This window comes from Collinsella sp. OF02-10 (assembly GCF_003463445.1).
Taxonomy (GTDB): Bacteria; Actinomycetota; Coriobacteriia; order Coriobacteriales; family Coriobacteriaceae; genus Collinsella.
In genome coordinates this window covers 3,480-28,412 of record NZ_QSCW01000002.1, presented here as the reverse complement: position 1 = coordinate 28,412, position 24,933 = coordinate 3,480, and the positions used below count along the sequence as shown (strand labels likewise).

The 24,933-nt window shown below is 61.4% G+C and carries 22 protein-coding genes and 1 riboswitch; of the genes, 2 read left to right on the top strand and 20 right to left on the bottom strand.

From position 1 onward, the window contains the following. Positions 1-12: 12 nt before the first annotated feature. The 9 genes from argC to DXA43_RS01655 all read right to left on the bottom strand — a co-directional run bounded on the left by argC (position 13) and on the right by DXA43_RS01655 (position 10,725). Positions 13-1,083 (bottom strand): N-acetyl-gamma-glutamyl-phosphate reductase, encoded by a 1,071-nt coding sequence (gene argC, locus DXA43_RS01695; protein WP_117770107.1) that lies wholly within the window; start codon positions 1,081-1,083, stop codon positions 13-15. A 257-nt stretch (positions 1,084-1,340) separates the two neighbouring features. Then, entirely contained in the window at positions 1,341-1,751 is a 411-nt protein-coding gene (locus tag DXA43_RS01690) for a pyridoxamine 5'-phosphate oxidase family protein (RefSeq protein WP_117756885.1), read from the bottom strand. A gap of 51 nt (positions 1,752-1,802) precedes the next feature. Next, entirely contained in the window at positions 1,803-2,249 is a 447-nt protein-coding gene (locus tag DXA43_RS01685) for a pyridoxamine 5'-phosphate oxidase family protein (RefSeq protein ID WP_117806084.1), read from the bottom strand. 30 nt (positions 2,250-2,279) lie between these two features. Next, positions 2,280-3,080 (bottom strand): energy-coupling factor transporter transmembrane protein EcfT, encoded by an 801-nt coding sequence (locus DXA43_RS01680; protein WP_117806083.1) that lies wholly within the window; start codon positions 3,078-3,080, stop codon positions 2,280-2,282. Then, positions 3,080-4,984, bottom strand: a complete 1,905-nt coding sequence (locus DXA43_RS01675) for an energy-coupling factor transporter ATPase (protein ID WP_117806082.1) — start codon at positions 4,982-4,984, stop codon at positions 3,080-3,082. The genes DXA43_RS01680 and DXA43_RS01675 overlap by 1 nt, the downstream gene beginning before the upstream one ends. After that, on the bottom strand, positions 4,981-5,571 hold the full coding sequence (locus DXA43_RS01670; RefSeq protein WP_055252299.1) for an ECF transporter S component: 591 nt from the start codon (positions 5,569-5,571) through the stop codon (positions 4,981-4,983). The genes DXA43_RS01675 and DXA43_RS01670 overlap by 4 nt, the downstream gene beginning before the upstream one ends. Before the next feature lie 5 nt (positions 5,572-5,576). Beyond that, a riboswitch (FMN riboswitch) is annotated at positions 5,577-5,769 on the bottom strand. A gap of 370 nt (positions 5,770-6,139) precedes the next feature. Continuing rightward, positions 6,140-7,777, bottom strand: a complete 1,638-nt coding sequence (gene groL / locus DXA43_RS01665; RefSeq protein ID WP_117806081.1) for a chaperonin GroEL — start codon at positions 7,775-7,777, stop codon at positions 6,140-6,142. Between the two features lie 96 nt (positions 7,778-7,873). Continuing rightward, positions 7,874-8,167 (bottom strand): co-chaperone GroES, encoded by a 294-nt coding sequence (gene groES / locus DXA43_RS01660; RefSeq protein ID WP_022094351.1) that lies wholly within the window; start codon positions 8,165-8,167, stop codon positions 7,874-7,876. A 920-nt stretch (positions 8,168-9,087) separates the two neighbouring features. Further along, complete coding sequence (locus tag DXA43_RS01655) at positions 9,088-10,725, bottom strand: amidohydrolase (RefSeq protein ID WP_233539994.1); 1,638 nt, start codon at positions 10,723-10,725, stop codon at positions 9,088-9,090. 168 nt (positions 10,726-10,893) lie between these two features. Here DXA43_RS01655 and DXA43_RS01650 point away from each other — a divergent pair, with 168 nt between their 5' ends. After that, positions 10,894-12,357: a M20 family metallopeptidase gene (locus tag DXA43_RS01650; RefSeq protein WP_055252003.1), complete on the top strand. Its 1,464-nt coding sequence runs from the start codon at positions 10,894-10,896 to the stop codon at positions 12,355-12,357. A gap of 140 nt (positions 12,358-12,497) precedes the next feature. On the opposite strand, the gene DXA43_RS01645 is transcribed toward DXA43_RS01650, so the two are convergent. From DXA43_RS01645 to DXA43_RS01595, 11 genes are all read right to left on the bottom strand, one after another. Continuing rightward, the gene (locus DXA43_RS01645) at positions 12,498-13,808 is read right to left on the bottom strand and encodes a zinc-ribbon domain-containing protein (protein ID WP_158571019.1); all 1,311 of its coding nucleotides are present in this window, start codon (positions 13,806-13,808) and stop codon (positions 12,498-12,500) included. A gap of 150 nt (positions 13,809-13,958) precedes the next feature. After that, positions 13,959-14,981 carry a YitT family protein gene (locus DXA43_RS01640; RefSeq protein ID WP_082435553.1) on the bottom strand — a complete coding sequence of 341 codons (1,023 nt, stop codon included), beginning with the start codon at positions 14,979-14,981 and terminating at the stop codon, positions 13,959-13,961. A 206-nt stretch (positions 14,982-15,187) separates the two neighbouring features. Further along, a complete protein-coding gene (locus tag DXA43_RS01635; protein WP_055251999.1) occupies positions 15,188-15,703 on the bottom strand; it encodes an Asp23/Gls24 family envelope stress response protein in 516 nt (171 codons plus the stop codon). 44 nt (positions 15,704-15,747) lie between these two features. Next, positions 15,748-16,125: a DUF2273 domain-containing protein gene (locus DXA43_RS01630; RefSeq protein ID WP_117806079.1), complete on the bottom strand. Its 378-nt coding sequence runs from the start codon at positions 16,123-16,125 to the stop codon at positions 15,748-15,750. Further along, positions 16,118-16,663, bottom strand: a complete 546-nt coding sequence (locus DXA43_RS01625; protein WP_117806078.1) for a hypothetical protein — start codon at positions 16,661-16,663, stop codon at positions 16,118-16,120. The genes DXA43_RS01630 and DXA43_RS01625 overlap by 8 nt, the downstream gene beginning before the upstream one ends. Positions 16,664-16,829: 166 nt before the next feature. Then, positions 16,830-17,636 (bottom strand): YebC/PmpR family DNA-binding transcriptional regulator, encoded by an 807-nt coding sequence (locus tag DXA43_RS01620; protein WP_117734266.1) that lies wholly within the window; start codon positions 17,634-17,636, stop codon positions 16,830-16,832. A gap of 167 nt (positions 17,637-17,803) precedes the next feature. Further along, entirely contained in the window at positions 17,804-19,987 is a 2,184-nt protein-coding gene (locus DXA43_RS01615; RefSeq protein WP_233539993.1) for a DUF6020 family protein, read from the bottom strand. A 144-nt stretch (positions 19,988-20,131) separates the two neighbouring features. Continuing rightward, a complete protein-coding gene (gene lgt, locus DXA43_RS01610; RefSeq protein WP_117806077.1) occupies positions 20,132-20,953 on the bottom strand; it encodes a prolipoprotein diacylglyceryl transferase in 822 nt (273 codons plus the stop codon). Positions 20,954-21,062: 109 nt separating this feature from the next. Further along, positions 21,063-21,341 (bottom strand): NifU family protein, encoded by a 279-nt coding sequence (locus DXA43_RS01605; RefSeq protein WP_099432127.1) that lies wholly within the window; start codon positions 21,339-21,341, stop codon positions 21,063-21,065. Positions 21,342-21,512: 171 nt separating this feature from the next. Beyond that, on the bottom strand, positions 21,513-22,037 hold the full coding sequence (locus DXA43_RS01600) for a dCMP deaminase family protein (RefSeq protein ID WP_117640262.1): 525 nt from the start codon (positions 22,035-22,037) through the stop codon (positions 21,513-21,515). A gap of 84 nt (positions 22,038-22,121) precedes the next feature. Beyond that, complete coding sequence (locus tag DXA43_RS01595) at positions 22,122-22,973, bottom strand: type III pantothenate kinase (protein WP_117637653.1); 852 nt, start codon at positions 22,971-22,973, stop codon at positions 22,122-22,124. Positions 22,974-23,165: 192 nt separating this feature from the next. Here DXA43_RS01595 and DXA43_RS01590 point away from each other — a divergent pair, with 192 nt between their 5' ends. Next, on the top strand, positions 23,166-24,869 hold the full coding sequence (locus tag DXA43_RS01590; protein WP_117806076.1) for an OPT/YSL family transporter: 1,704 nt from the start codon (positions 23,166-23,168) through the stop codon (positions 24,867-24,869). Positions 24,870-24,933: the final 64 nt, after the last annotated feature.

The window sequence follows — 24,933 nt, the reverse complement described above, 5'->3', positions numbered from 1 at the left end:
CAATCGAATGTGCTACACCGGGCACGCCACTGTGGGCAAGCCTCGTCGCTCGTCAAAGCCAAAGACGATATTGGCGCACTGGACTGCTTGGCCCGCAGCGCCCTTGCACAAATTGTCGATAGCACCCGTCGCCACCAGCACGCCCGCGCGCTTGTTGAGCGCGAGGCCAATCTGGGCAGCGTTGGTGCCGACGACCGAAGCCGTCTTGGGCTGCTGGCCGGCATCGAGCACGCGCACAAAGGTGCGACCGGCGTAGAACTGCTTGTAATGGTCGACAACGTCCTCAAGGGTCAAGGTATCGAGAGCCTGCGGCGTGAGCGGCAGCGTCACCGTGGAGAGCAGACCGCGCTTGAGCGGTGCCAGGTGCGGGGTAAAGACGACGCGATCGGTCAGGCCAAGGATTTGCTCAATCTCGGGCGTGTGGCGATGCTTGCCCACGCCGTAGGCCTCCAAGTTCTCGTCGGCGCTGCAAAAATGGGTGCGGGCGTTGCAGGACTTACCGGCGCCCGTCACGCCGCTAATGGCATCGACAATCACGGGGCCGTTCTCGGCCACCCAGCCCGCGCGCACGGCGGGCGCGGCGGCAAGGCTCGTTGCGGTGGGATAGCAACCGGCGCAGGCGACCAGCACGGATTTGCCGTCGGCATGGTCGGATGCGGCGGTCTCCAAGTCCTGGCAGAACAGCTCGGGCAGACCGAAGGCACGGGTCTTGAGCAGCTCGGGGCTCGTATGCTCGGCGGCATACCAAGCCTCAAAAACGGACGCGTCGTTCAGACGGTAGTCGGCCGAAAGATCAAAGCAGGAGACGCCCGATGCAAGCAGCGCGGGCACCTGTGCCATGGCAGCCGTGTGCGGCACGGCCAAAAAGACCGCGTCGCAGTTCTTGAGCTCAGGGGCATCATGCGTCGTAAAGACAAGATCGCTTACGCCGGTGAAGCTCGGGTGCACCGCAGACAACGGCTGGCCGGCATCGGCGTTGGACGTAATGGCAGCAAGTTCAAACTCGGGATGACCGAGGACGAGGCGAATGAGCTCGGCTCCGGCATATCCAGCCGCGCCGACGATTCCAACCTTCAAAGACATATCAGACTCCTTGTCTGCGATTTATGCACCGATGCGCATTTCGCAGCGGTCGTTATGAAGTGGGTTGAAACTTTAGCACCAAAAGATGCATTAATACGTAAATGGCTTGCATATTCATGCATTGAAACATTCCCGACACATTCGCTTGAAGGAATTGACAAATGGAGCGGGCCCCGTATTGACCGGCGCTCCTAACGGCGCCGGGCAATACGGGGCCCGCCCATGCGAAAACCAAGTTGTTAGGATGAGCCAGCTGGCTAGAGCTCGACCGGCACCCATTCGTCGTGATTGCAGATAAAAGCCTCGGGATCCTCGACGCTAAAGAAGACGAGCGTGGGGTCGTTAGGCCCCTCATAGTGCTCGCCCAGGTGCTCTAGATGCTTCCACCCGGCTTCGCGCATTTCGCCTAAAGCCCGGTCATCCAAGCCGGCACGCCCGCGCAAGATGAGCCAGCCATGGCCCGGCCACCAACTCGTGGCCTCAAAGCGCTGGTTTTGCAGCAGCTCTTGCCACACATCTTTGGTGCGCGCTGTTACAAACCACAGCTTGCCATTCTGGATCTGCGCAAACGAAAACGGACGCACATGAGGCTGTCCGTCAACGCTCGTCGCCAAATACCATGCCGGCACCGACGTCAGATACTCCAACACCGTATTCAATCCGTCCATGTGTCCTCCTGGCGCTAGCTAATTCGGAACGGGTAGTTAATTTGAGACGCGCTAGAGCTCCAGGCGCTCCTCGCTGCCGTCGATATCACAGAAGCGCGCGGCAATGTTGCGGACCGAAAAGAAAGCAAGGCGGCCGTCGTTGGCACTCTCGTGTTCCTCGCCAATGCCCACCATGTGCTTAAAACCCGCTTGACGCACCTTGTCGCTCGCAACTGCGTCGTCCTCAAGTGCGGCTTCGCCGGTCAATACGATCCAACATTCCCCCGGCTTCCAGCCCGAGAGCTCAAACTTGGGATTCGCACTCAGCTCCGCCCACACATCCTTATCGCGCGAGGTGCAAAACCACAGCTTGTCATCATCGACCATGGCAAACGAGAACGGCCTCACGCGCGGCTGATGTCCGTCCGTCACGTCGATCGTGGCCAGATACCACGCCGGAATGCGCCTGAGATATGAACAGGCGCGCTCAAGCTGAGCCGTGCGATCGTTGTCGGTCATAGGGACCCCTTTCTTGCGCTCGAATCGCGCCTAAACAAGTTGAAGGTTGATGACGATGACACAGATGAGCAGCAGCGCCGTCACCACCGCAGCCAGCGCATCCCCGCGGCGAAATGCAAGCGCATGCAGGCGCGTGCGGCCCTGCTCACCGTGATAGCAGCGTGCATCCATGGCAGCAGACAGCGTCTCGGCATGGCGGAAAACGCCCGTGAACAGCGGAATCGCCACACTGCCGAGCATACGCACGCCGCCGAGCGGACCTCCCGTCACGCGTGCACCGCGGCTTGCCTGCGCATCGGCCGTCTGCTTCATCTCGGTGGCAAACTGCGGCATAAAGCGTAGCGCGATACCCATGATCATGCCGAGCTCGTGCGCAGGAAGTCCCACACGCGCAAACGGCGCGAGCAGGCGCTCAAAGCCCGCGGTGAGGTCGAGCGTGGGCGTGGTGAGCGTAATGGCGCTCATGCCGGACATCATCAACGTCAGGCGGCACGCCATAAAGGCGGCAGAACGCAGTGAGCCCTCGCTTATCTGCAGAAAGCCGAGCTGCCACAGGATGCGCCCACTCTGATCGGTAAACAAGTTGAGCACCGCGACCACGACGACGATTGCCAGCAGCGGTGCCATCGATGATAGGACCCGGCGCAACGGCACCCGGGACACGGCATAGATCAGCACGACGAAAATTGCGACCGGGGCCAGTCCGCGGAAGCCGCCGACGGTCAGCGTCGTGATCAAAAACACAAAGCCCAGGAGCAGCTTGGTGCGCGGATCCAGGCGATGGATCGCACTATCGCCGGGATAGTAACTGCCAAACGAAAACGCCTCCATTAGCAGCCCTCCTCTCGCGCGACCGTTTCGGATTTGGCCTTGTCCGAGACGTTAGAAGAACCGCCTGAGCGACCGATCGGCAAATCTGCCAACTCGTCGGCCAACGACTCAACCGTATAGAGCCCGCCGCGATGCAGCGGCACGCCCGCTTCCGCGAGCGCCAACGCCATGCGCTGGGCAGCGGGAACACCCAAGCCGATTGATTTAAGCTCATCCGCATGCGCAAAAACCTGAGCGGGCGTGCCCTCAGCAAACACCGCGCCCTCGTTCATCACGACAATACGATCGCAGCAATTGGCAAGGTCATCCATACTGTGTGAGACCATGACGACGGTCAGGCCCCCATGGTGAAGTCGATCGATGAGCTCCAGGAAATCACTGCGCGCCGCCGGATCGAGCCCCGCCATGGGCTCATCGAGTACCAGGACCTCGGGCTCCATGGCAAGCACGCCAGCAAACGCCACGCGCCGCTGTTGGCCACCCGAAAGCTCAAAGGGACTCTTGTCGCCCACCGTGGCCAAGTCGAGGCCCACGCGCGCGAGCGATGACTCAACGCGGCGCGCGACCTCGGCCTGCGACAAGCCAAGGTTGTGCGGGCCAAACGCCACGTCCTGCGTCACGGTTTCGGCAAACAGCTGACGCTCGGGATATTGAAACACCACGCCGACCTTGGCCTTAACCGCGGCGGCATCTTTCTTGTTTGCCAGGTCGAGCCCCAACGCGTAAACGGAACCCTCCTGGGGGCGAATCAAACCGTTGAGATGCTGGACCAGCGTCGACTTACCCGAACCGGTATGGCCTGCTAAGCCCAGGAACTCGCCGCGACGCACCGTCAGCGATACATCGCGCAGCGCCCACGGGCTGCTGGGGTCGTTTCCCCAGAGAGCCTGTTTGCTCGATTTGCCCGCAACGGCCGAGCGCTTATGCCAGCGGCGACGCTCGCGAGCGCTCAGCGAGTAACTATACGAGAGGTGGGAAATCTCGATAACGGGCTCCGAAACATTTGTCTCGTCGGTCTCGGAGGAGGCATTGTCGGGCACGCGAGCATCGGGCACGGAAGGCCGCTCCGTGGCGCCCGCCACATTTCGCTCAACATAAGCCTGCGCAATCTCGGCGACCATATCCGCCTCGCGCACCTGTGCGCAAATGGGTACGCCCTTCGCGCGAAGCGCCCTGCCAAGACAGCACGATGGCGGCATATCCAGGTTCAGCCGCGCGAGCTCGTCCGCCCGCGTCAAGATCTCCTCGGGCGTACCGAGCATGGCAACGCGGCCCGCTTGGAAGACAGCAACGCGATCGGCCTCGGCGGCCTCTTCCATAAAGTGCGTAATCATCACGATGGTCATGCCGCGAGCGTGCAACACGCGGCAAGCCTTCATGAGGCCCTTGCGTCCACGCGGATCGAGCATCGAGGAAGCCTCGTCCAAGATGAGCACGCGCGGTTCCATGGCGAGCACGCCGGCAAGCGCCACGCGCTGCTTTTGGCCGCCCGAAAGCGCATGGGTCTCGTGGCGCTCAAAGCCCACCAGGCCCACGCCCTTCAGCGCCTCGCGTACGCGCTGCGCAATTTGCGCCGATGGCACGCCAAGGTTTTCGGGACCGAACGCAACGTCATCTTCGACAAGCGTTGCCACCAGCTGGTCGTCGGGATTCTGGAACACCATGCCTGCGGTCGAACGAATGTCGTAGACCAGCTCGGGATCGGACGCATCCATACCGTTGATACGTACCGTGCCCGCATCGGGCTGCAGCAGCGCATTCAGATGCTTGGCAAACGTCGACTTGCCCGACCCATTGCCACCGAGGATGCAGAAAAACTCCCCGTCCTCGATGTTCAGATCGATGCCGTCGAGTGCCGACACGGCACCGTCATAGCTAAAGGAAACGCCCCGACACTCAATCATGCGCGGCCTTTGACCTGGTCCTTTTTAGGCGTGATGAGGTTGGAGACTGCTTTATACACCGCTAGCGTCAACACCGAGTTAAGCACGGTCTTGATAAGGTTGAACGGCAGCACGGCAGGAATCATAAGCGGGGCGATCACATCGACCGAGCCATACCAGAACCATACGCCAATGGTAAGGTTTGCGACCATAGACAACGCCGTAGCGGCAATGACGCCGAGCACCAGACCAATCACGGCACCCTTATAGGTATGCATCTTCTGGTAGACGATAGCCGCGGGCAGAATATAACCCAGCGTAGCCACCAGGTTCATAAGCGCACCGACCCAGTCACCCGTGGTGAGCGCATGGATAACGATCGCCATGGCGGCAACAGCAGTGCCGGCGCCGGGGCCATACGCAAAACCGCACACCATCGCCGGTACCAGCGACGGGTCATACGTCAAAAACGGCGCCGAAGGAAGGATGGGCAGCTGCACATACATAAACAGGGCGCCCAAGGCGCACATCAGCGCCATGGTAACGAGCTGTTTGGTGCTCCACCTATTCGTGTTCTCAAAATGGATATGCTGCGACTGTTCAGACATAAGATCACCTGCCTCTTTCATCCGGACTCTAACCGTTGGTACTGGGATCTCACCAGTTCAGCCGGCATGCGAACCAACGCACACACGGGTCGCGGACTCATCGGCTCGGTCGCAGACGCCTCGCCTACGCCACGGCACCCCTTTGGCACCGCCCGATTTACCGCCAGTGGGGAATTTCACCCCGCCCTGAAACAGCAATTGCAAGTGTAGCACGAGCAATCGTTCGTGCAAGTATGCCAAGGGTAATTTGTGGCGGGGATCAGTTGCCGCAGCAGCCGCGTTCCCCACCCATCCCAAAGTAGCGCGCCTTTCGCGGCAAAGCCGCGAAACAGCGACCGGGACACGTATTCCCAACAACCAAGTCCTCCGCCCACGCCGACCTCAAGGCCGTAAACGCAGGGAATCCGGGGGCGTGACGGGGTTTCTCTCCGGAACATTCCGCAGGACGCAAAGAGGCTCCGCAGCGCGAAGCGCGATGCGGAGCCTCTTTGCATGTCCGAGGACGTTCCGGAGAGAAGCCCCCGTCACGCCCCCGGATTCCCGGTGGGAGTTCTAGACCTTGTCGGCCTTAGTACATACCGCCGCCCTGCTGACCAGCGGTAGCAGCAGCGATAGCGTCCTCAAGCTGAGTGTTCTTGGGCACATCGGAGACGGTGGCCTCGGTGATGAGAATCAGGCTGGCGACAGAAGCAGCGTTCTGCAGGGTGACGCGGCTGACCTTGACGGGGTCGAGGACGCCCATCTCGATCATGTCGCCCCACTCGCCGTTGGCAGAGTTGAGACCCTGGCCGGCGGGCAGCTCGGCAACCTTGTCGACCACGACAGCGCCCTCAAAACCAGCGTTCTTGGCGATGGTAGCGACCGGAGCAGTCAGAGCCTTCTTGACGATGTCGACGCCGATCTTCTCCTCAGGGTCGTCAAGCTCAACGGCGTCGAGTGCAGGAGCAGCGTCCATGAAGGCGACGCCGCCACCGGCGACAATGCCCTCCTCGACAGCAGCGCGGGTAGCCTGCAGGGCATCCTCAACGCGGTGCTTGATCTCCTTGAGCTCGGACTCGGTAGCAGCGCCGACCTTGATGACGGCAACGCCACCGGAGAGCTTGGCCAGGCGCTCCTGGAGCTTCTCACGGTCGAAGTCAGAGGTGGTGTTCTCCATCTCGCCCTTGATCTGAGCGATGCGGGCGTCGATGGCCTCCTTGGAGCCAGCGCCGCCGACGACGACGGTGTTGTCCTTGGAGATGGTGACGGACTTAGCGGTACCGAGCATATCGGCGGTGATGTCAGCGACCTTCACGCCCAGCTCGTCCAGAGCAGCCTGGCCACCGGTGAGGACGGCGATGTCCTCCAGGATGCGCTTGCGGCGATCGCCGTAGCCCGGGGCCTTGACGGCGCAGACGTTGAGGGCGCCACGGATCTTGTTGAGGACGAGGGTCGGCAGAGCCTCGCCATCGATGTCCTCAGCGATGATGAGCAGGCCACGGCCAGCGCGCTGGACAGCCTCGAGAACAGGCATGATGTCCTGGACGCTGGAGATCTTCTGGTCGGTGATGAGGATGTACGGATCCTTCATCACGGCCTCCATGCGGTCGTTATCCGTGACGAAGTAAGCGGAGACATAGCCCTTGTCGAACTGCATGCCCTCGACGGTGTCGATGGTGATGTCGAACGTCTGGGAATCCTCGACGGTGATGACGCCGTCCTTGCCCACGACCTCCATGGCCTCGGCGATCTTCTCGCCGACCTCGGGGTCACCGGCGGAGATGGTACCGACGGAAGCAATCTGCTCCTTGGTCTCGACCGGCTTGGCCTGCTTCTTCATCTCGGTGACGGCGGCGTTGACGGCCTTGTCGATGCCGCGACGGATGGCCAGCGGGTTGGCGCCAGCGGCGACGTTGCGCAGACCGTCGTTGACGATGGCTTGAGCGAGCAGGGTTGCGGTGGTGGTGCCGTCACCCACGGTGTCGTTGGTCTTGGTGGCGACCTCCTTCACCAGCTGAGCGCCCATGTTCTCGATGTTGTCCTCGAGCTCGATCTCCTTGGCGACAGAAACGCCGTCGTTGGTGATGGTCGGAGCACCGAACGTGCGCTGCAGCGCAACGTAGCGGCCCTTGGGGCCCATGGTGACGGTAACGGCGTCGGCCAGAGTGTTGACGCCCTTGGCAAGCTTAGCGCGGGCATCGGTGTTGAACGTAATGTTCTTTGCCATGGTAGGTAATCCTCCAAAAGAAATGTGACTCGCGTCGCCGCTTCCGAGTCCTATGCGGCGGGCGCGTTCAAAGACGAATCAGAGATTCTGACGAGACTAGGCCTCGACGACAGCGTAGATGTCGTCGGCGCGCATCAGCAGATACTTCTCGCCGTCGACCTTGACCTCGTTGCCACCGAACTTACCGTAGATGACAACGTCACCGACCTTGACGTCCATGGGGATGCGCTCACCCTTGTCGTTGACCTTGCCGGCGCCAACGGCAACGATGGTGCCGCGCTGCGGCTTCTCCTGGGCGTTGCTGGCGATATACAGACCAGAAGCGGTCTTCTGCTCGGCCTCGTCGGGCTTGACCAGAACACGATCTGCAAGCGGCTTCAAAGACGACATGCTTGTCTCCTCCTTTTTGGGCCGCGTGGTTATGCCACGCGAATTAACCCTTTTTGTTTGCGTACGCGTTGAATGGTACCCACGAATGGCGGGTTATACAACACGGAGTCAAAAAATCTTATTTTTTGACACTTAGATTTTCTGAATGCCGGGGGATAACTTAGCGATGCCTCCCGTGTGGCTCCGGAGGGGCGGGGCATAAGGTTTCCTGCTCGGGCAGTCCTGCTCGCACGAAGGCCACATTAAGTGGCCTTCGGCTCGTGCGGAACTCGCGATAAACCTTATGCCCCGCCCCTCCGGAGCCACACGGGAGGCAGGTTAACTAATTCGGGCCCGGCATTCAGAAAAGTCAGTGCAGCAAAATGGCGATGCGGATAGCGACATGTGCATGGTTTTCGCTGCGCGCACGGGTCCCCTGGGGAGCACCGTGCATTTTTGGGAGTATTCAGCAGACTAGGACGGCTGCATACGTGCCGGACACACCATATTGGTCCCAAGGACGCCTTCGGCCGGCGATTTTGGTCGGCAGGCAAACCCCGTCAGGACAGAAAGGCATGCCTCACGCCGCACCGGAGCACAAAATGACGTCAATCTCCGTAACGTTACTCGGCCGCAGCGGCACCGGCAGAGCTCGCGGTGCTGAATACTCCGTTTTTTGCACGGCCCAGGCGGGGGTACATCAGGGCCAGAAAGAACATCCCGGCCTTTTTATGCAATCTGTAATGTGAAGTATGCAAAACACATGAGGTTGCACTGCTGATGTCCAAATTGAACGCACGGAGCAGCAGCACCTCAACCCCGCGCCCAAATCCAACAGAGCAGGGACGCTCATGGCGGATCCCCACCGAAACGCAAACGTGGCTCGAGCGCCATCCCAAAATAAGCTGCCCGAGCCGCGTTTAACGGTAAGACATGATTACTTAGCGCTCGTAGATCAGGTTGCCGGCTAGGTAGGTGGCTTGGACTTTGGTGGCTTGGAGTTCTTGGGGGTCGATGGTGAGTGGGTTTTGGTCCAGGACTACCAGGTCGGCGTATTTGCCGGGTTCCAGGCTGCCGAGGTTTTGCTCGTCGCCTGCCGCGTAGGCGCTGCCCAGGGTGTAGTTGCGCAGGGCCGTTGCCGCATCGATGCGCTCACTCGGCAGCCAGCCGCCCTCGGGCCAGTGGCTGCGGGGGTCTTGGCGGGTGATAGCCGTGTAGAGCACGTTCATGCTGGTAACAGGCGTGATGGGGCTGTCGGTACCGAAGGCTTGGCGAATGCCGCGCTGCTTATAGGTTGCAAACGGCCACATGATGCGGCTGCGCTCCATGCCCAAATCGCGCTCGGGGCCGCCCGGGTCGAGCGTAATGTGACAGGGCTGGCTCGAGGCAATCACGTTGAGCTTGCGCAGGCGATCGATGTCCTGGGGCAGGAGATTCTCCAGATGCTCAAGCGTATTATGGCCGTGTTGGGGCAGGCCGTAGAGCTCTGCCGCCTCCTCAAAGATATCGAGCGCGGCATGGATGGCACCGTCGCCGATGACGTGGATGCGCACGGTGTGGCCGCGCTCCGCGGCCGCCAGAACTAGCTTGCGCATGCGCTCGGCGGGAACCGTCAGACGGCCCTGGTCGCCCGGGAAGCGCGGATTGGTATAGGGCTCGGTGAGATACGCCGTGTGTTCGCTCGACACGCCGTCGAAGAACTGCTTAAAGCCCGGTGCCGAGAGCAGCGCGTTGTTCGCGTAGCGGGTCTGCAGTTCTTCTAAGCGCGATTGGTCATCCAGCAACGTGGGGAACAGATGGGCTCGGATGCCCAGCTTGCCGGCTGCCTGTAGCTTGTCGTAGACATCATCGCGGATAAAATCGCAGCCCGGCATGGGCATGAGCGACATGTCGCAAATCGAGGTAATGCCTTGCTCGGCCATGCGTTTCATTTGGTCGGCATACGCGCTCGCGATACGGTCCTCACCCAGCCACTCAAGACAGCGCGGCAGCAGCTGCATGGCCGCAGCCTCATGAGCAATACCCGTGAGCTCGCCATTTGCATCTTTGTCGTAGCTGCCACCCGCCGGCGGCTCGCTGTCACGCGTCACGCCGAGTGCCTCGAGCGCGCGGCTGTTGAGCCACAACGTATGCCCGTCGCCCGAGTACATAACACAGGGTCGATCAGGAAAAGCCGCATCGAGCGACGCCTTGGTTGGATGCTCGGGCGGGTCCCAACGGTAATCGCGCCAGCCCTGCGTCACAACCCAAGCGTCGTCGGGCAGGTCCTGGGAAAACTCGAGCGCATGTTGCACCAGCGCCGCCTCGGACGTGCCCATATCCATGAGCATGTACGGCGAGGAACCGACCGAGGTATGGAAGAAATGCAGATGAGCATCGTGGAAACCGGGGCAGACAAACTGCTCGCCGTAGTCGATAACCAACGTGGCGGCAGGAGCGGCGGCAATCACGTCATCGGGCGCACCGACTGCGACGATACGGTCGCCTGCGATGGCAATCGCCAGCTCGCGGGCGGTATCGATACCGTCTTGCGCGTTAAAGACGTTCTTGGAGCGGATAATCCGATCGATATGTTGCATGGGCATCCCCATCTCTGGCAGGAAATTCAACACCCCCGAGTGTACTCCCCCGCCCTTGTAACAAAACCCCAAGCGGCAAACGGCAACTTTACCAGCCCTAGCGGCAGGTGGCATACTGGAGAGAGCCTGTACGATTTTGCGATCAACCCAGCAAGGAGCAAATCGACCATGACGAAGACCAAGGCACAGCAGATTATGGCGGCGACCGAGGCTCGCGCGGCTGACGACGTCACCGCAGCCATCAAAGATATCGCTACCGAGTTTGAACCCTATATCATCAAGCAGCGCCGGCACTTCCATAAGCACCCGGAGCTGAGCCTTGCCGAGGAGCGCACGACCTCCGACATCGCCAACCAGCTCGACGCCATGAATATCCCCTACGAGCGTCCGCTCAAGACCGGCTTGGTGGCAACGCTTCGCGGTACCGCGTCGGATGCCTACCACGAGGACGGCACGCCGCGCCGCCGCATCCTGCTGCGCGCGGATATCGACGCCCTGCCCGTCACCGAGCAGACCGGCGAGGAGTTTGCCAGCGTCAACGAGGGCTGCATGCACGCCTGCGGCCACGACTGCCACATCGCCATGATGCTCGGCACGCTGCAGATCCTGCGCCATATGACCGACGACATCCACGGCGAAGTCCGCATCGTCTTCCAGCCCAGTGAGGAAAACGGCCAGGGCGCCAAACTCATGATCGGCACGGGCGTGCTCGACGGCGTCGATGGCGCCTACGCCGCGCACATCTGGAGTGAGGTCGACGCCGGCACCGTGAGCTGCGAGCCCGGACCGCGCATGGCCAATACCGACTGGTTCCGCATCGACGTCCGCGGCACCTCGTGCCACGGCGCCATGCCCCAGCGCGGTCACGACGCCGTTATGGTTGCCGCCGAGATCGTCAACGCTCTGCAGACCATCGTTTCGCGCGAGATCAGTCCCTACGAGCCGGCCGTCATTACCGTCGGCGAGCTGCACGGCGGCACCGCGCGCAACGTTATCGCCGGCACGGCCTACCTCGCCGGCACGGTGCGCACCTACGGAGATTCGACCCACGAGGAAATGCCGGAGCTCATGCGCCGCATCGTGGAGCATACCGCGGCCGCCTTGGGCGCCGAGGCAGAGCTCACCGACTACACCATCGCCAATTACAAGGTCGAAAACGATGCCGCCTCGAGCGAGCGCTGCCGCCAGGCAGTAATCAAATGCCTGGGCCCCACCGGCCAAGGCCATTATCGCGGCACACTCTCGGGTGAGGATTTTTCGGAGTACCTGCGCCGCGTACCGGGCGTGCTCGCCTTTGTTGGCACGCGCAACCCCCAGATTGGCGCCACGTACGCCCAACATTCTTGCTTCTACAAGATTGACGAGTCGGTACTGGCCAAGGGCTCCATGGTGGCCGCCCAATATGCCATCGACTTTTTGGCCGAGCCCACACAAGAAGAGCTCGACGGCCCCACGATTGCCGCGGTCGCCGAGACCAATCCCGACCTGGCAGCCAAACTGCGCTCTGCCAAGGCCACGGCCGCCGAGGCCCGCGACGCCATGCACGATGCCCGCACCGCCCGACACGCCGCAATCAAGGGCATCCACGACGCTCGCGCCGCCGCCCGCCGCGAGGAGAAGCACGACGAGTAGTCGATCCACGACCATCTCGCAGTCATAGCCACATCGCGATATCAAAGCGGGGGCGGACGTTTCGACGCGTCCGCCCCCGCTTATTTGTCAAGCGCTATTTCTACCGTTTCTACCCCGTCCCCAAATGGCAGGTGGCAGGGTTACTCGTCCTGCGGGTCCTCGTCGGAGCTTGGCGCGGGGTCGGGCTCAGGCGCAGGCTCGGGCTCCGGTTCCGACATGGGCGCGGGGTCGGGCTCAGGCACGGGCACGGGCGCGGGCACAGGCTCAGGCTCAGGCACGGGCTCGGGCTCGGGCTCGGGCGCAGGCGCCGGCGCCGCAGCGGAATCGGATACGGGCGCTGCGTCGGTGCTAAAACCAGCCGGAGCAGACTTCTTCTCAAACGGCAGCACAAAGGTCAGGACGTCATCCTTATCCTCATCAGCCCATTCAGCTGCATAACGCGCTACCCAATAGCCAACGGCACGATGCTTGAGCATCTTGCCAAAGACCGTAAGGAATACCGTGACAAACGCCGTCAGCACCAAGAACAATACGAGCGTGATGCCACCGCCGGTAACAAGCGCCTCAATAGCCGAAGGACGGTAGTAGTAGCTATACATACCGACAGAGGCAATGGCGCCGAAGATGAGCGTCAGGATCCATGTGACAACGTTGGCGACCAGACCCGTCAAAAACTCGGGAAGGAACGAAGCGCAGAACAGCTTGGTCTTGTTGTGCTTAAACGCCGCCCAGACCTTGTCGAGCGAAAACGCGCTCTCGACACGACCGGTCACCGCAAAGTGCATCACGGCAATGTCGGCGAACATCTTAAAGAAGACCCCCAAGACCGCCGTGGCAATCATAGCCAGGACAAGCAGGCCAAGCGAGCCAAACAGCGCTGCCTCGAGTGCATAGGAGCCGTAATACGAATACGAGCCCGCGGCGCCAATTACCACGCTCTCCACCAGCGAAAGCACTACACCGATAACGGGAATGGCAGCGATAACCTCGAGCACGACCGAGATAACGCTCGAAAAGACTCCGAGGCCAAACGACGTGGAACGCATGAGTGGACGGTCCATGCCGTCATCGACCTTGAGCGAAAGATCACGGCCCCACTCGATACCAAAGCCGGAACCGCACACGCTCGCAATGCAAGCTGCCAAAAAGCCGATGGCAGCCGCAATGCCGCCAATAACGGGAATGAACAGCACGAGCACTGACACGACACAGATGAGCGCCGGCAAAAAGGCGATCTGGCACACGCGCTGCAGCACGCCCGGCGTCTTGGTCATGTCCTCAAACGCCTGAGCCACACAGCCCTTGGACGCATTCGCCACGGGCGGTTGCGGAACAAACTGCTGGGGCTGACCCTGAGGGGCAGAGGCTGCGGCACCGGCATTGGGGGCACCACACGCACCACAGAACTTATCGTTGTCGCCCATGGGGGCACCACACTGCGAACAGAACATCGAGATCATCCCTTCGTATCTTGAGCGAATCATCTGGATCGCAAACGATGTCTTTGGCATCATTATCACCCAATGTGGGGACAAATACTCCAACATGACGCATTTGCAATGCGCAGGGCGCTATTCGATTGTTTGATGAGCTCGACCGCGTTAGTTCGTTCCGCGGAAACCCTTGCCGACGATCTCGGAGCTGTCGACAATCGTGATAAAGGCACCCGGATCGATCTCGCGCGCGTAGCGACGCAGTTGCACGGCCTCGCGACGACTCAGCACGCTCATAATCACCGTCACGCACTTGCCCGAGAAAGCACCGTAGCCGCGGCTGATAGTCGCCGTACGGTTGAGATGCTTGACGATAAACTCCTCGACTTTAAGGGGCTCGGAGCAAATGACCGTGCAGACTTTACGCAGGTGGATGCTCTCGATGGCTTTGTCGACCACAAGCGTCTTGGCAAACAGGCCGAGCACGCAATACAGACCGACGCGCGGGCCGTACAAGAAGGCCGCGATGGTCACGATGCCGATATCGACCAGCAGCAGCGCACGGCCGATCTCAAGCGTCGTGCGGCGTTTGAGAATCATGGCGAGGATGTCCGTGCCGCCCGTCGAGGCACCAATATCAAAGACGATGGCGCTGCCGAGCGCCGGCAGAATCACGGCAAAGCACAGGTCGAGCCACATATCGCCCGTCATCGAGACATCGGTCGGAATAAAGAGCTCAAACAGCGAAACATAGGCGGACAGCGCAAACGAGGCAAAGACACTCCACAGGATTGCCTTGCGCTCCAAAAAGATAAAGCCCAGAACGACCAGGACCGCATTGATAATCCACATAAAGACGCCGACGGGCAGGGTCGGGAACAGCGTGGACAGAATGACCGACACGCCCGAGGTGCCGCCAAAAGCAAAGTGATTAGGGGTTTTAAACGCGACGATGGCAAAGGCCGTGAGGATCAGGCCCAAATTGAGCTCGGCAAAAAAGCGCGGAAAGCCCGGCTCCTGGCTGCGCTTGCGACCAGCGCGCTCGCCCCGCTCGATAACATCGCGATCGACCACGCGCTCCATCGGCACTACGGGAGGACGATGCACCTCCTCGGCAGCACGCGACGCCGCCTCTGCCGCAGCGGCCTCAATTGCCCATGCCTTGCTTTCTGTTTCGTGCTCGTCGGCCATTACGGCAACCCCTCGTTAACAATTTGGAAACAATGCGCCCATTAGAGTAACGCGGAACGTGGGGATTGCAACCCCTAGTTAGACGAGCGGTATGACTACATCGGGAGCGTACAAAAACGGCCGGCCACGCTTTTGCTTGCGCGGTCGGCCGTTTAACGTTTTCGCAGATAAAACCTGCCAAAACAAACCTGTCCCTTTTTGGAAGGTTATTCGTGCTGGCTGGTACGGTGCTCGTACTCCTCGGGAGTGATGACATCCTCGATGCGCAGGTTGACGCCTGCCACCTCAAGGCCGGTCATCGCGGCAAGACGCTCGGTGACGCGCGCCTTAACGTCGTCAAAGATCGCAGGCGCATAGGCGCCGTACTCGATGATGACCGAGATGTTGACGACCACGCGGTTGTCGTCGGTGACCTCGACCGTCACGCCCTTGGTCAGGTTCTCGGCACCAAACTGCTCCTGCACAAAGTGCATGAGGTTACCCTTCATGCCCAGAACGTGCGGCACCTCGCGGGTGGCCATGGCGACGATTTTCTCGATCACGCCGTTGGAATAGGTCAGCGAGTCCTCGGACTCGTCTGCTTCCTCGTCGTCCTCATCCGTATCGGACTCGGCCTCGACGAGAGCCTCGTCCTCGAGCGTCACATCCTCAGCTTCGGCGACGACCGCCTCGTTCTCCTCGAGCTCGGTATCGGCTACATCGACCTTCGTATTAAAAGCCATGGTTCCTCCTTATGCCTGCCGCGGATGCGACAGTCGAATACATATTAGCGGCCGCTAAACAAACGGCCGAAGAAGTTGACGATCCCGTTCTCGCCGTCGCGAATTTGGCCGATCACAGCGCCGATCAGCACGAAGAATGCAATGACGAGCGTGTCCCATAGGCCCAACGTGAGCACCAACACGGCGAGGATAAAGCCGGCGACGGCGCCGAGTGTGGTGTTGGGATGACGCACCGCATAGCTCCAGATGGCAGCGCCCGTACCCTTGATGAGACCCACAGCCTCGTCAAAATCCGCGGCTGCCGCTTCTTGTAACTCGGTTGCCTCTGCTTTGGAATCAACAGGTTCGCTCGCCGGCGTGGCGCTCTGGTCAATCGTCAGGCGCGGCGTACGAGCGGTCTTATCTTGATTGGTATCACTCACCGGAAACCTCCACGGTCTGGACGGTAGTCTTGGACGGCAAAAAACGGACACGCGCGGTCGTACCCGGCGTGCCGAGCATGGTGCCGCAAGCTTCCTCGATGCGCTGCTGCATCGCGGTAGCCAGAGATGTCACGTCCTTATCGTCAAGCGCGATAGCCTCGACCTTAAAACGGACGTGCGAATCGTCGGAGCCTTGGACGCGGGCCTCGACATGCTCGACCATCACGCGGTCGTCACGCTCGGCAGCAGCCCTGGCGCACGAAGAAAGCGCCGCAAGGGTAACCTCGATATTGCGCTCCCCCGCCGGATGCACGCAGGACGGTTCGCGACGGGCGAACATCAGGCGGAAAAAGCTCAGCAGTACGCCGATCGCCACGACGCCGGCGCACACCGTCACGACGATGCGCGGCATGGGGTCGCGCATCAGCAGCATAAAGCGATACGTATACGGCCCCCAAAACTGGCAGACAAGCGTACCCAGCGCCACGATGGTGGCGGCAAGATACACGATCGCTAGGGCTCGTTTGAGTACGCGCACGCGGCGCTCCTTTCAAATCTCGGCTCTCGAAATGCAGAACGGTTCGCATCATTATAAAAGAGCCGGGTCCGGTGCTCTACGCACGCGGATCCGGCTCATCTATTCCACGAGGCTTGCATGCTCGCTTCATTATGCCCAGATATGCACGGCTCAATCCGTGCTGGCGCTACTCCTCCTCGAGGGCAGCGATGACCTCGTCGGTCATGTCCATGGTGCTGTAGACGTCCTGGACGTCGTCGAGCTCCTCAAGACGGTCGATGAGGCGCTGAACCTTCTTGGCGTCGGCGCCGGAGACCTCGGTCGGGGTAGTCGGGACCATGGTGGTCTCGGAGCCCTTGACCTGGACGCCCTGCTCCTCGAGCGCCTTGGAGACAGCCATGACGTCGTTGGCAGCAGTCCAGACGATCCACTCCTCGCCGGCATCCTCGTAGTCCTCGCCACCGGCCTCGGCGATGGCCATCATGAACTCATCCTCGTCACCGGCAGCACCGTTGGCGATCATGGTCTCCTTCTTGGCGTTCTCGTCCAGGATCTCCTTGGCGACGACGATCTGGCCCTTGCGCTCAAACTGGAAGGCGACGGAGCCGGAGGTGCCCAGGTTGCCACCAGCGTGGGAGAAGGCGGAACGGACATCAGCGGCGGTACGGTTGCGGTTGTCGGTCAGGCAGTCGACGTAGACGGCGACACCGGCGGGACCGTAGCCCTCGTACACGATGTTCTCGTAGACGGCGGCGTCAGCACCCGAACCAAAAGCCTTGTCGATAGCGGACTTGATCTTGTCCTTAGGCATGGACTGAGCCTTGGCCTTGGCAACGGCAGCGGCGAGGCTGGCGTTGTTCTCGGGCAGCGGGTCACCGCCGAGACGGGCAGCAACGGTGATGTTGCGGCTGAGCTTGGAGAAGAGGGCGGAACGCTTGGCGTCCTGCGCGCCCTTACGATGCTTGGTTGTGGCCCACTTAGAGTGTCCGGACATACGTGTCTCCTATCGGTTTCGACCTAAAGCCCAGCGCAGATGCTCGGGCAATATAAACAAACGTCGTTATGATATACCTACTGGCCTGCAAGATAAACCCCAAAATGAAGGCGTCGTGATGATGGCCCCTTTGGTGCAGCAAAGAAACCTGACCCCAATGCACCAGGTTAGAACCAGAGGAAGTCACTGCGGGTGACGGTGGCGCCGATGGCGAAGGGCATGCAGGCGATGACCGGATACAGGTAGCGCATGTAGGTCGAGCCGTTGCACGGACCAATCAGGCACACGGCGAGCACGCCCAACAGCGGCACCCAGATCGCCAGCGCACGCCATGAATGACGACGCAGCAGGTAGACCACCACGGCGATCATAATCCACACATAGGTGGCCGAGCTCATGGTGAGCGAAATAAACGGGATGCGCTGCACCGCCACACGGTACAGATTGATCAGGTGGTCGCACCAGCGCACCACGTTGCTGTCAACCGGATGGAAGTCGAAGTACTTGAGGTTGTCGGGACGCGCCATGATCTCGGCACTACGCGCCGTGCTGTAGACCCAGGCATCGCGCGCGCTCGGATAAAAGTAGCCGTAATAGTTATTGATGAGCGCCGAGATAAAGCACTCGGGATCCTTTTTGAACATCTGCGCCCAGACCTCAAAATAGGCCTTGATGTCCTCCTGCGAGGCGTACTCGTTAAAGCAGTTCTTGACGGCATCCGACTTATCCGGGTTGTAACGGCGGCCCAGATTCTCGTACTTGAGCACCCGGTCGATCACGGCGCGCTCCTCGTCGGTCACCAAGCCGTCGCAAGGAGCCTCCACGATGGTGCCGTCCTCCTTTACCGTGGGGTTGACGCCCGAGTTGAGGCCGTCGTGCTTTTGGACGAAACGAGCCGTCTGTTGGAACGGAATCGAGAGGATTTCGCGCTTGGAACCAGGCGTGATGTCGTGCGCCGGCATAAAGACCTTGGTGAAGTACATATTAGAGGCAAGGCAGAGTGCGAGCACCGCGAGGACGCCAACCCAGCGGAAGCGCGGCGTGGCGCATGAGACCGCGGTGCCCGTCTGCTTAGCCGCACGACGGGCGACATGTACATCCCATGCGCAAAACGCCGCCGCAATCACGCAGGCCGCCAACGGAAAGACCAGACCGCCATTGCGCAAAAACGTGGAACCCATGGCAGCCAGCGCAAGCAACAGCCAGTCGTGGCGCGCAAAGAGCACGGGCCTCTGTTCGCCCGCACGCTCAGCATTGGCATCACGACGGGGCAAGCCACATGCCACGAGCTTGACGGTCTGTACCAGCAGCACCAAAAACGCGTCGGCAAAGAGCACGTCTTTGGTGAGCAACGCCGCGTAGTTAGAGAACATCGGCATAAACGCAAAGAACAGCAGGATCGCACCGCGAACCGGCAGGCTCACGCCCAGTTTGCGCAGCGACGAAATGGAATAGGCCATGCAGGCAGCCGTGATGACAAATTGAGCGCAGGTATAGATGATGAGGCCCGCGTTAGCGCTGTTGAACAGCGAAAGCCCCAGTTGAACGCACGAGCCGATAATGGCCGTGTGCACTACGGGATGATGCCCGTTGAGCAGCACGTTGGGGTTGAGTAGGCGCAGGTAGTCGCTCGTGCCGTTGGGATAGTTGAACCACTGGCGAATCTGCGCACCCGTATCTCCCATAAAAAGGCCGGGCAGCGAAGCGATGAGCGTGGGCGCCCAGGCGATCATAAGCACCAGGAAGGGCCCGGCAAAGGGATGGACCGAGAGCACGGCGTGAGCCACACGCCATATGCGGCCAAAGTGCGCCTCGGAAAACGGGATGCGTCGGGAGCTCAGCCAATCCAGACACTCAAAAGCCAGATAGAAGGCCACAATCGCTAGGAGCATCCAGCCCGCGCCGCCAATCCAGGCGCAGATGATGCGGGCCTTGTCGCCAAGAACAATCTCGGCCGAGTCGGTGAGGTCGTAGCTGCGGCCGAACACCATGCAGATGGCGAAAAACAGCGACGGCAGAATGATCGATGGACGCCAGGTGTCGCCACGGCCAAAGAACACGTAGCGTAACGGCAGCGTGAGCAGGCAGGCAAGCGCAAGCAGCATGACCGCGTCGGTATGGCCGGCAAACGAGAGGAGCACCTCGTAGCACACGTACAGCACGCCCGAGGCTTTGGGGTCAATCGCCAAGACTGCGTTGCTCGACACCGGGGCGGGATCGATGGAAAACGCCGTGGTCGCCAACAGCGCGAGCAGAAATGCGATGAGCGTCTGCTTGGCGGGGTAGCGCTTAAACCAGACGATGCGGGCCGCGTCGCGCGCAGCCGTTGTAGAGAGATCGGAATCCTTCACAGTCCGAAAGCCTTTCTAGAAACCTGCCAAAAAGGGACAGGTTTATTTTGGCAGGTTTTATCTGGGGAAACGTTACGGTTCTGTCATCATTGCCCAGCAAACCACCACAAAGGTGCCTGCCCCCTTTGTGGTCGTATGTGGTGGTTAAGCGTCGAGGTAGATGCGCTGGGGGCGATTGCGGTGTCGGGCGAAGATGATGAGCGCCAGGCCCGCAATAACGAGCGGAAGGCTCAGCAGCTGACCCATCGTGATGACGCCGCCCAGCAGATAACCCAGCTGGGCATCGGGCACGCGCACGAACTCGACGAGGAAGCGGACGATGCCGTAACCCATCACAAACACGCCCATAAACGTGCCCTGGGGCAGCAGCGGCTTTTTGCGGCTGAGCACCTGCAGGATGCAGAAGAGCACAATGCCCTCAAGAAATGCCTCGTAGAGTTGGGAGGGGTGACGCGGCATATCGCCCGCAGTCCCGCCAAAGACCACACCCCAGGGCAGATCGGTCGGCTTGCCCCACAGCTCGCCGTTGACAAAGTTGGCGCAGCGTCCCAGGCACAGGGCCAGCGGAGCGCCAATGACGGCAAGATCGGCCAACGTCCATGCGTCGAGTTTATACATGCGGCACACGATGATGCCGCCGATAATGCCGCCCACCAAACCGCCATGGAAGCTCATGCCGCCCTCGTTGGTGGCAAAGATCTCGAGCGGATGCGCCCAGTAGTAGCCGTCGCCGTAAAAGATGACGTAGAACAGACGGGCGCCAATGATAAGGCCAAAGACCACGCCGACCACGACACTCGTCAGGTCGTCAATCGTGATGTTAAAGCCCCAGCGACGCTGCGTGCGGTACATGACGACCGCCGTGAGCAGGGCGCCGACCACATAGGCCAAGCCGTACCAGTAGATGGTGATGGGCCCCGCCGAAATGGCGACGGGATCAAGCATATGGTAGAAGTCGTTGAGCATGTCGACCCTCCTACTCCCTACATACAAATGCGGCCGCGGGCCTTGCGCTCGCAGCCGCATATTTGGGCGTAACGTCTATGCGGAGTATGCCGTCCGCAACTTTCGCATCTTAGAACGGCGCGTACTCGTCGTACAGGTCGTCGGTCTCGCCGGAGGCATTGACCTGCTCGACACGGGTAACGCCGGGCACATGCTCCTTCAGGATGCGCTCAATACCCATGGACAGGGTCAGCGAGCTCATGGGGCAGCCGGCGCAAGCGCCCTGCAGCTCCAGCTTGACGACGCCTTCGTCGTCAACGCCCACATACTCCATATCGCCGCCGTCGGCCTGCAGGTTGGGGCGAATCTCTTCAAGAACCTTCTTAAGCAGCTCTTCGTTAACAGCCACAGGGGCTCCTTTCTCACAATAACGCGGGCGCGCCCGCGGACAGGGGCTATGTTACTACAGCCATGTACCCGCTCACGAGCCATCCATGCGCGCGGACACGACTTTCACGAGCAGCCAATTTGGGACGGGGCTCTTTTAGCTGCGTTCGTCGTCAGATAGTGACAACGCATATTACTGCCGAGCCTGTCCCCCGGTACCAATCTGGACATCGACGATAACCTGGCGGTAGCTAATACCGCAGGAGTCGAGAATGCGGCGGCTGATGCGGCCGTCGTCGGTGTCGGCGTACTTGTTGTCCAGGTAGACAACCTCGCCCACACCCACCTGCGCCAAAATCTTGGCGCAGTCGTGGCACGGGAACAGCGTGACGTAGACCGTGGAACCCTCGAGGTCCTTGAGCGAGCCACGGTAGTTGAGCACGGCGTTGGCCTCGGCATGGACCACGTAGTTGTGCTTGTCCTGCAGCGGATCGTCGCTCGTACCCCACGGGAAAAAGTCGTCGTTGAGCGCCGAGGGCGTACCGTTGTAGCCCACCGAAAGGATACGGTGGTTGGTGCTGGCGATGCACGCACCCACCTGCGTGTTGGGGTCCTTGCTGCGGCGCTGTGCGGCGATGGCCACGCTCATAAAGAACTCGTCCCAGCTAATGACGTCCAGGCGCTTGCCTGACGAAGTTTGATGAAGATCGTCCGACATGGCAGACACCTCCGTAATCGCAATAGTTTGACCCATTGTAGCAGGTGAAAGGTGGGGGCGTTTGTCCCACCGGCGCCCTCACTTTTACACGCGGCGGGGTTTTTGGTTGATGCGGTAGAGCTCGGCGAGACCCCGCAACGTCAGCGCGTCGTCGACCGTCAGACTGTGACCGACCAGCGACGCGAGCGCCTCGGCGTCGTCGCCGGTAATGACGATGGGCACGTCGCCCTCCCCCGCGGCCTTGGTCGCGCGCATCTCGGCGAGCACCATGTCGAGCATGCCGTCGATGCGGGCCACCTCGCCCAGAACCACGCCCGAACGCATGGCCTCGCGCGTGTTGCGGCCGATCACATGCGTGGGTGCCGAGGGCTCGACCTGCGGCAGACGCGCCGCAGCAGCCGAAAGCGAGCGGGCGCCAAGCGCCAGACCCGGCGCGATGACGCCGCCCACAAAGGTGCCGCGCGCGTCGATGACCTCGATATTGGTCGTGGTACCCAAGTCGATCACGATGCACGGAGAGCCGTAGACGGCACGGGCCGCCACGGCGTCGGCGATGCGGTCGGGGCCGATCTCGGCCGGGTCGTCGTAGCGGACGGGCATGCCGGTCTTGAGGCCCGGCCCCACGGTGAGCACGCGCCCCGTGCAGGTGCGAAAAAGTGCCGCCTTCCACGGACGCTCGAGCGCCGGCACCACGCAACTCAGGACTGCAGCTGCGGGAACGAGCGCGCCGGGCATGCCCGCATCGGCCGCCAGCGCGGCCATGACTTGAGCGAGACGCATACGCGCTTCGTCGGCCGTAATGCTCGACGGCGTCGTGATCTCGCACGTCGCAAGCGGGCATTCCTGTGCCGCGGCCGAATCCTCGGCAAACAGGCCAAAGCGAATGAACGTGTTGCCCACGTCGACCGTCAATATATATGCGCACCCATTAAGCATCGTCGGCGCTCCTTTCGTCTGTCCAGCAGTATATCGCCTACCTAAACCAGTCATCCCAAAATGACTGGCTTGCGGTTATACTGATGCGCGGCCGCGCGCGAGCTCACGCGGCGGCCCTTGGTAACCCGACTTCCCGCGCCGTATCCGTAACGGCGCTCCCGGGGGAAGCGGATATACGCAAAGGAGTTTTATATGAGCAATCCCTCGAACCGCGCTTCGATGCGCGGGCAACTCACGCTGCGCGGCGTCGTCATCGGCGTCCTTGGCTGCGTGATCATCACGGCAAGCTCGGCCTACACCGCCCTCAAGATGGGCGCACTCCCCTGGCCAATCGTCTTCGCTGCCGTCATCTCGCTGTTCTTCCTTAAGCTCATGGGCAACGCCAGCCTCAACGAGGCAAACGTCACCCACACCATCATGTCCGCGGGCGCCATGGTCGCCGGCGGTCTGGCGTTTACCATCCCGGGCGCCTGGATGCTGGGCTATGCCGACCAGATCAGCTGGCTCGACATGTTTATCGTGGCGCTCGCCGGCACCATCCTGGGCCTGCTGGCCACCGCGCTCATCCACCGTCACTTTATCGTGGACGCCGCGCTGGAGTTCCCCACCGGCAACGCCGCAGCTCAGACCTTGCGCGCGACCGAGGCCGGCGGCAAGACCGGCAAGCAGCTCTTTGGCTCCATGGCCATCGCCGGCATCTATAGCGTGCTGCGCGACGCCCTGGGCGTGGTGCCCAGCATGCTATGCACGCTCAACATCCCCGGCGTGACCTTTGGCATCTACAACTCGCCCATGCTGCTCTCCGTCGGCTTCCTCGTGGGCTTCGCCCCGGTCGCCTTCTGGTTTGCCGGCGCCCTGCTGGGCAACTTTGGCATCATCGTGGGCGGCACCGCTGCCGGTCTGTTCGATGTTGTGACCGCGCAGGGCATCGTCAAGTCCCTGGGCATGGGCCTCATGATGGGCTTTGGCGTCGCCGTCGTCCTCAAGGACATCCTGCCGCAGGTCGCCGGTATCGTCCGCGGCCTCGCCGCCGACAGCTCCACCGACACCGACGAGCAGTCGCTCATCTCGGGCTCCCTTAAGCTCGACGCCGGCATCATCGGCCTGGGCGCCGCCGCCATCGCCGTGATCATCGCCATCGCGCTCGACCTTGGTCCCGTCCCGGCCGTCATCGTGACGCTGTTCACCTTTGTCACTACCATCATGAGCGCACAGAGCTGCGGCCAGACGGGCATCGACCCCATGGAAATCTTTGGCCTCATCGTCATGCTCATCGTGGCCGCCTTCGCTCAGATCGCTCAGGTCAAGCTGTTCTTTATCGCCGGCATCGTGGCCGTGGCGTGCGGCCTTGCGGGCGACGTCATGAACGACTTTAAGGCCGGCGCCGTGCTGGGCACCAACCCGCGTGCGCAGTGGATCGGCCAGGCCATCGGCGGCATCGTGGGCGCCCTGGTCGCCGCAGCCGTCATGGTCGCGCTGGTTACCGCCTATGGTCCGGACGCCTTTGGTCCCGACAAGAGCTTCGTGGCCGCACAGGCAAGCGTGGTCGCCACCATGGTCTCGGGCATTCCGAGCGTGCCATGGTTTGCCGGCGGCTTTATCGCCGGCATCGTCATGTACTGGCTCGGCATTCCGGCCATGATGATCGGCCTGGGCGTGTACCTGCCGTTCTACATGTCACTCACGGCATTCCTGGGCTCCTGCGTCAAGCTCGCCTACGACAAGTGGTCCGCCCACCGCGACGCCACCGCTGGTCTTTCTGACGAGGAGAGGGCTGCCAAGGACGCCGCCTTCCAGGAGCAGGGCCTGGTTGTCGCCAGCGGCCTGCTCGGCGGCGAGTCCATCGTCGGCGTTATCCTAGCGTTTGTCTCCGTGGGCTTGAGCCTGCTGGGCTAAGTCGAGAAGCTGCTCGACAGCGACCATATTGCCTACGGCTTGCCCGGTCGGTAGCTTCTGCGGC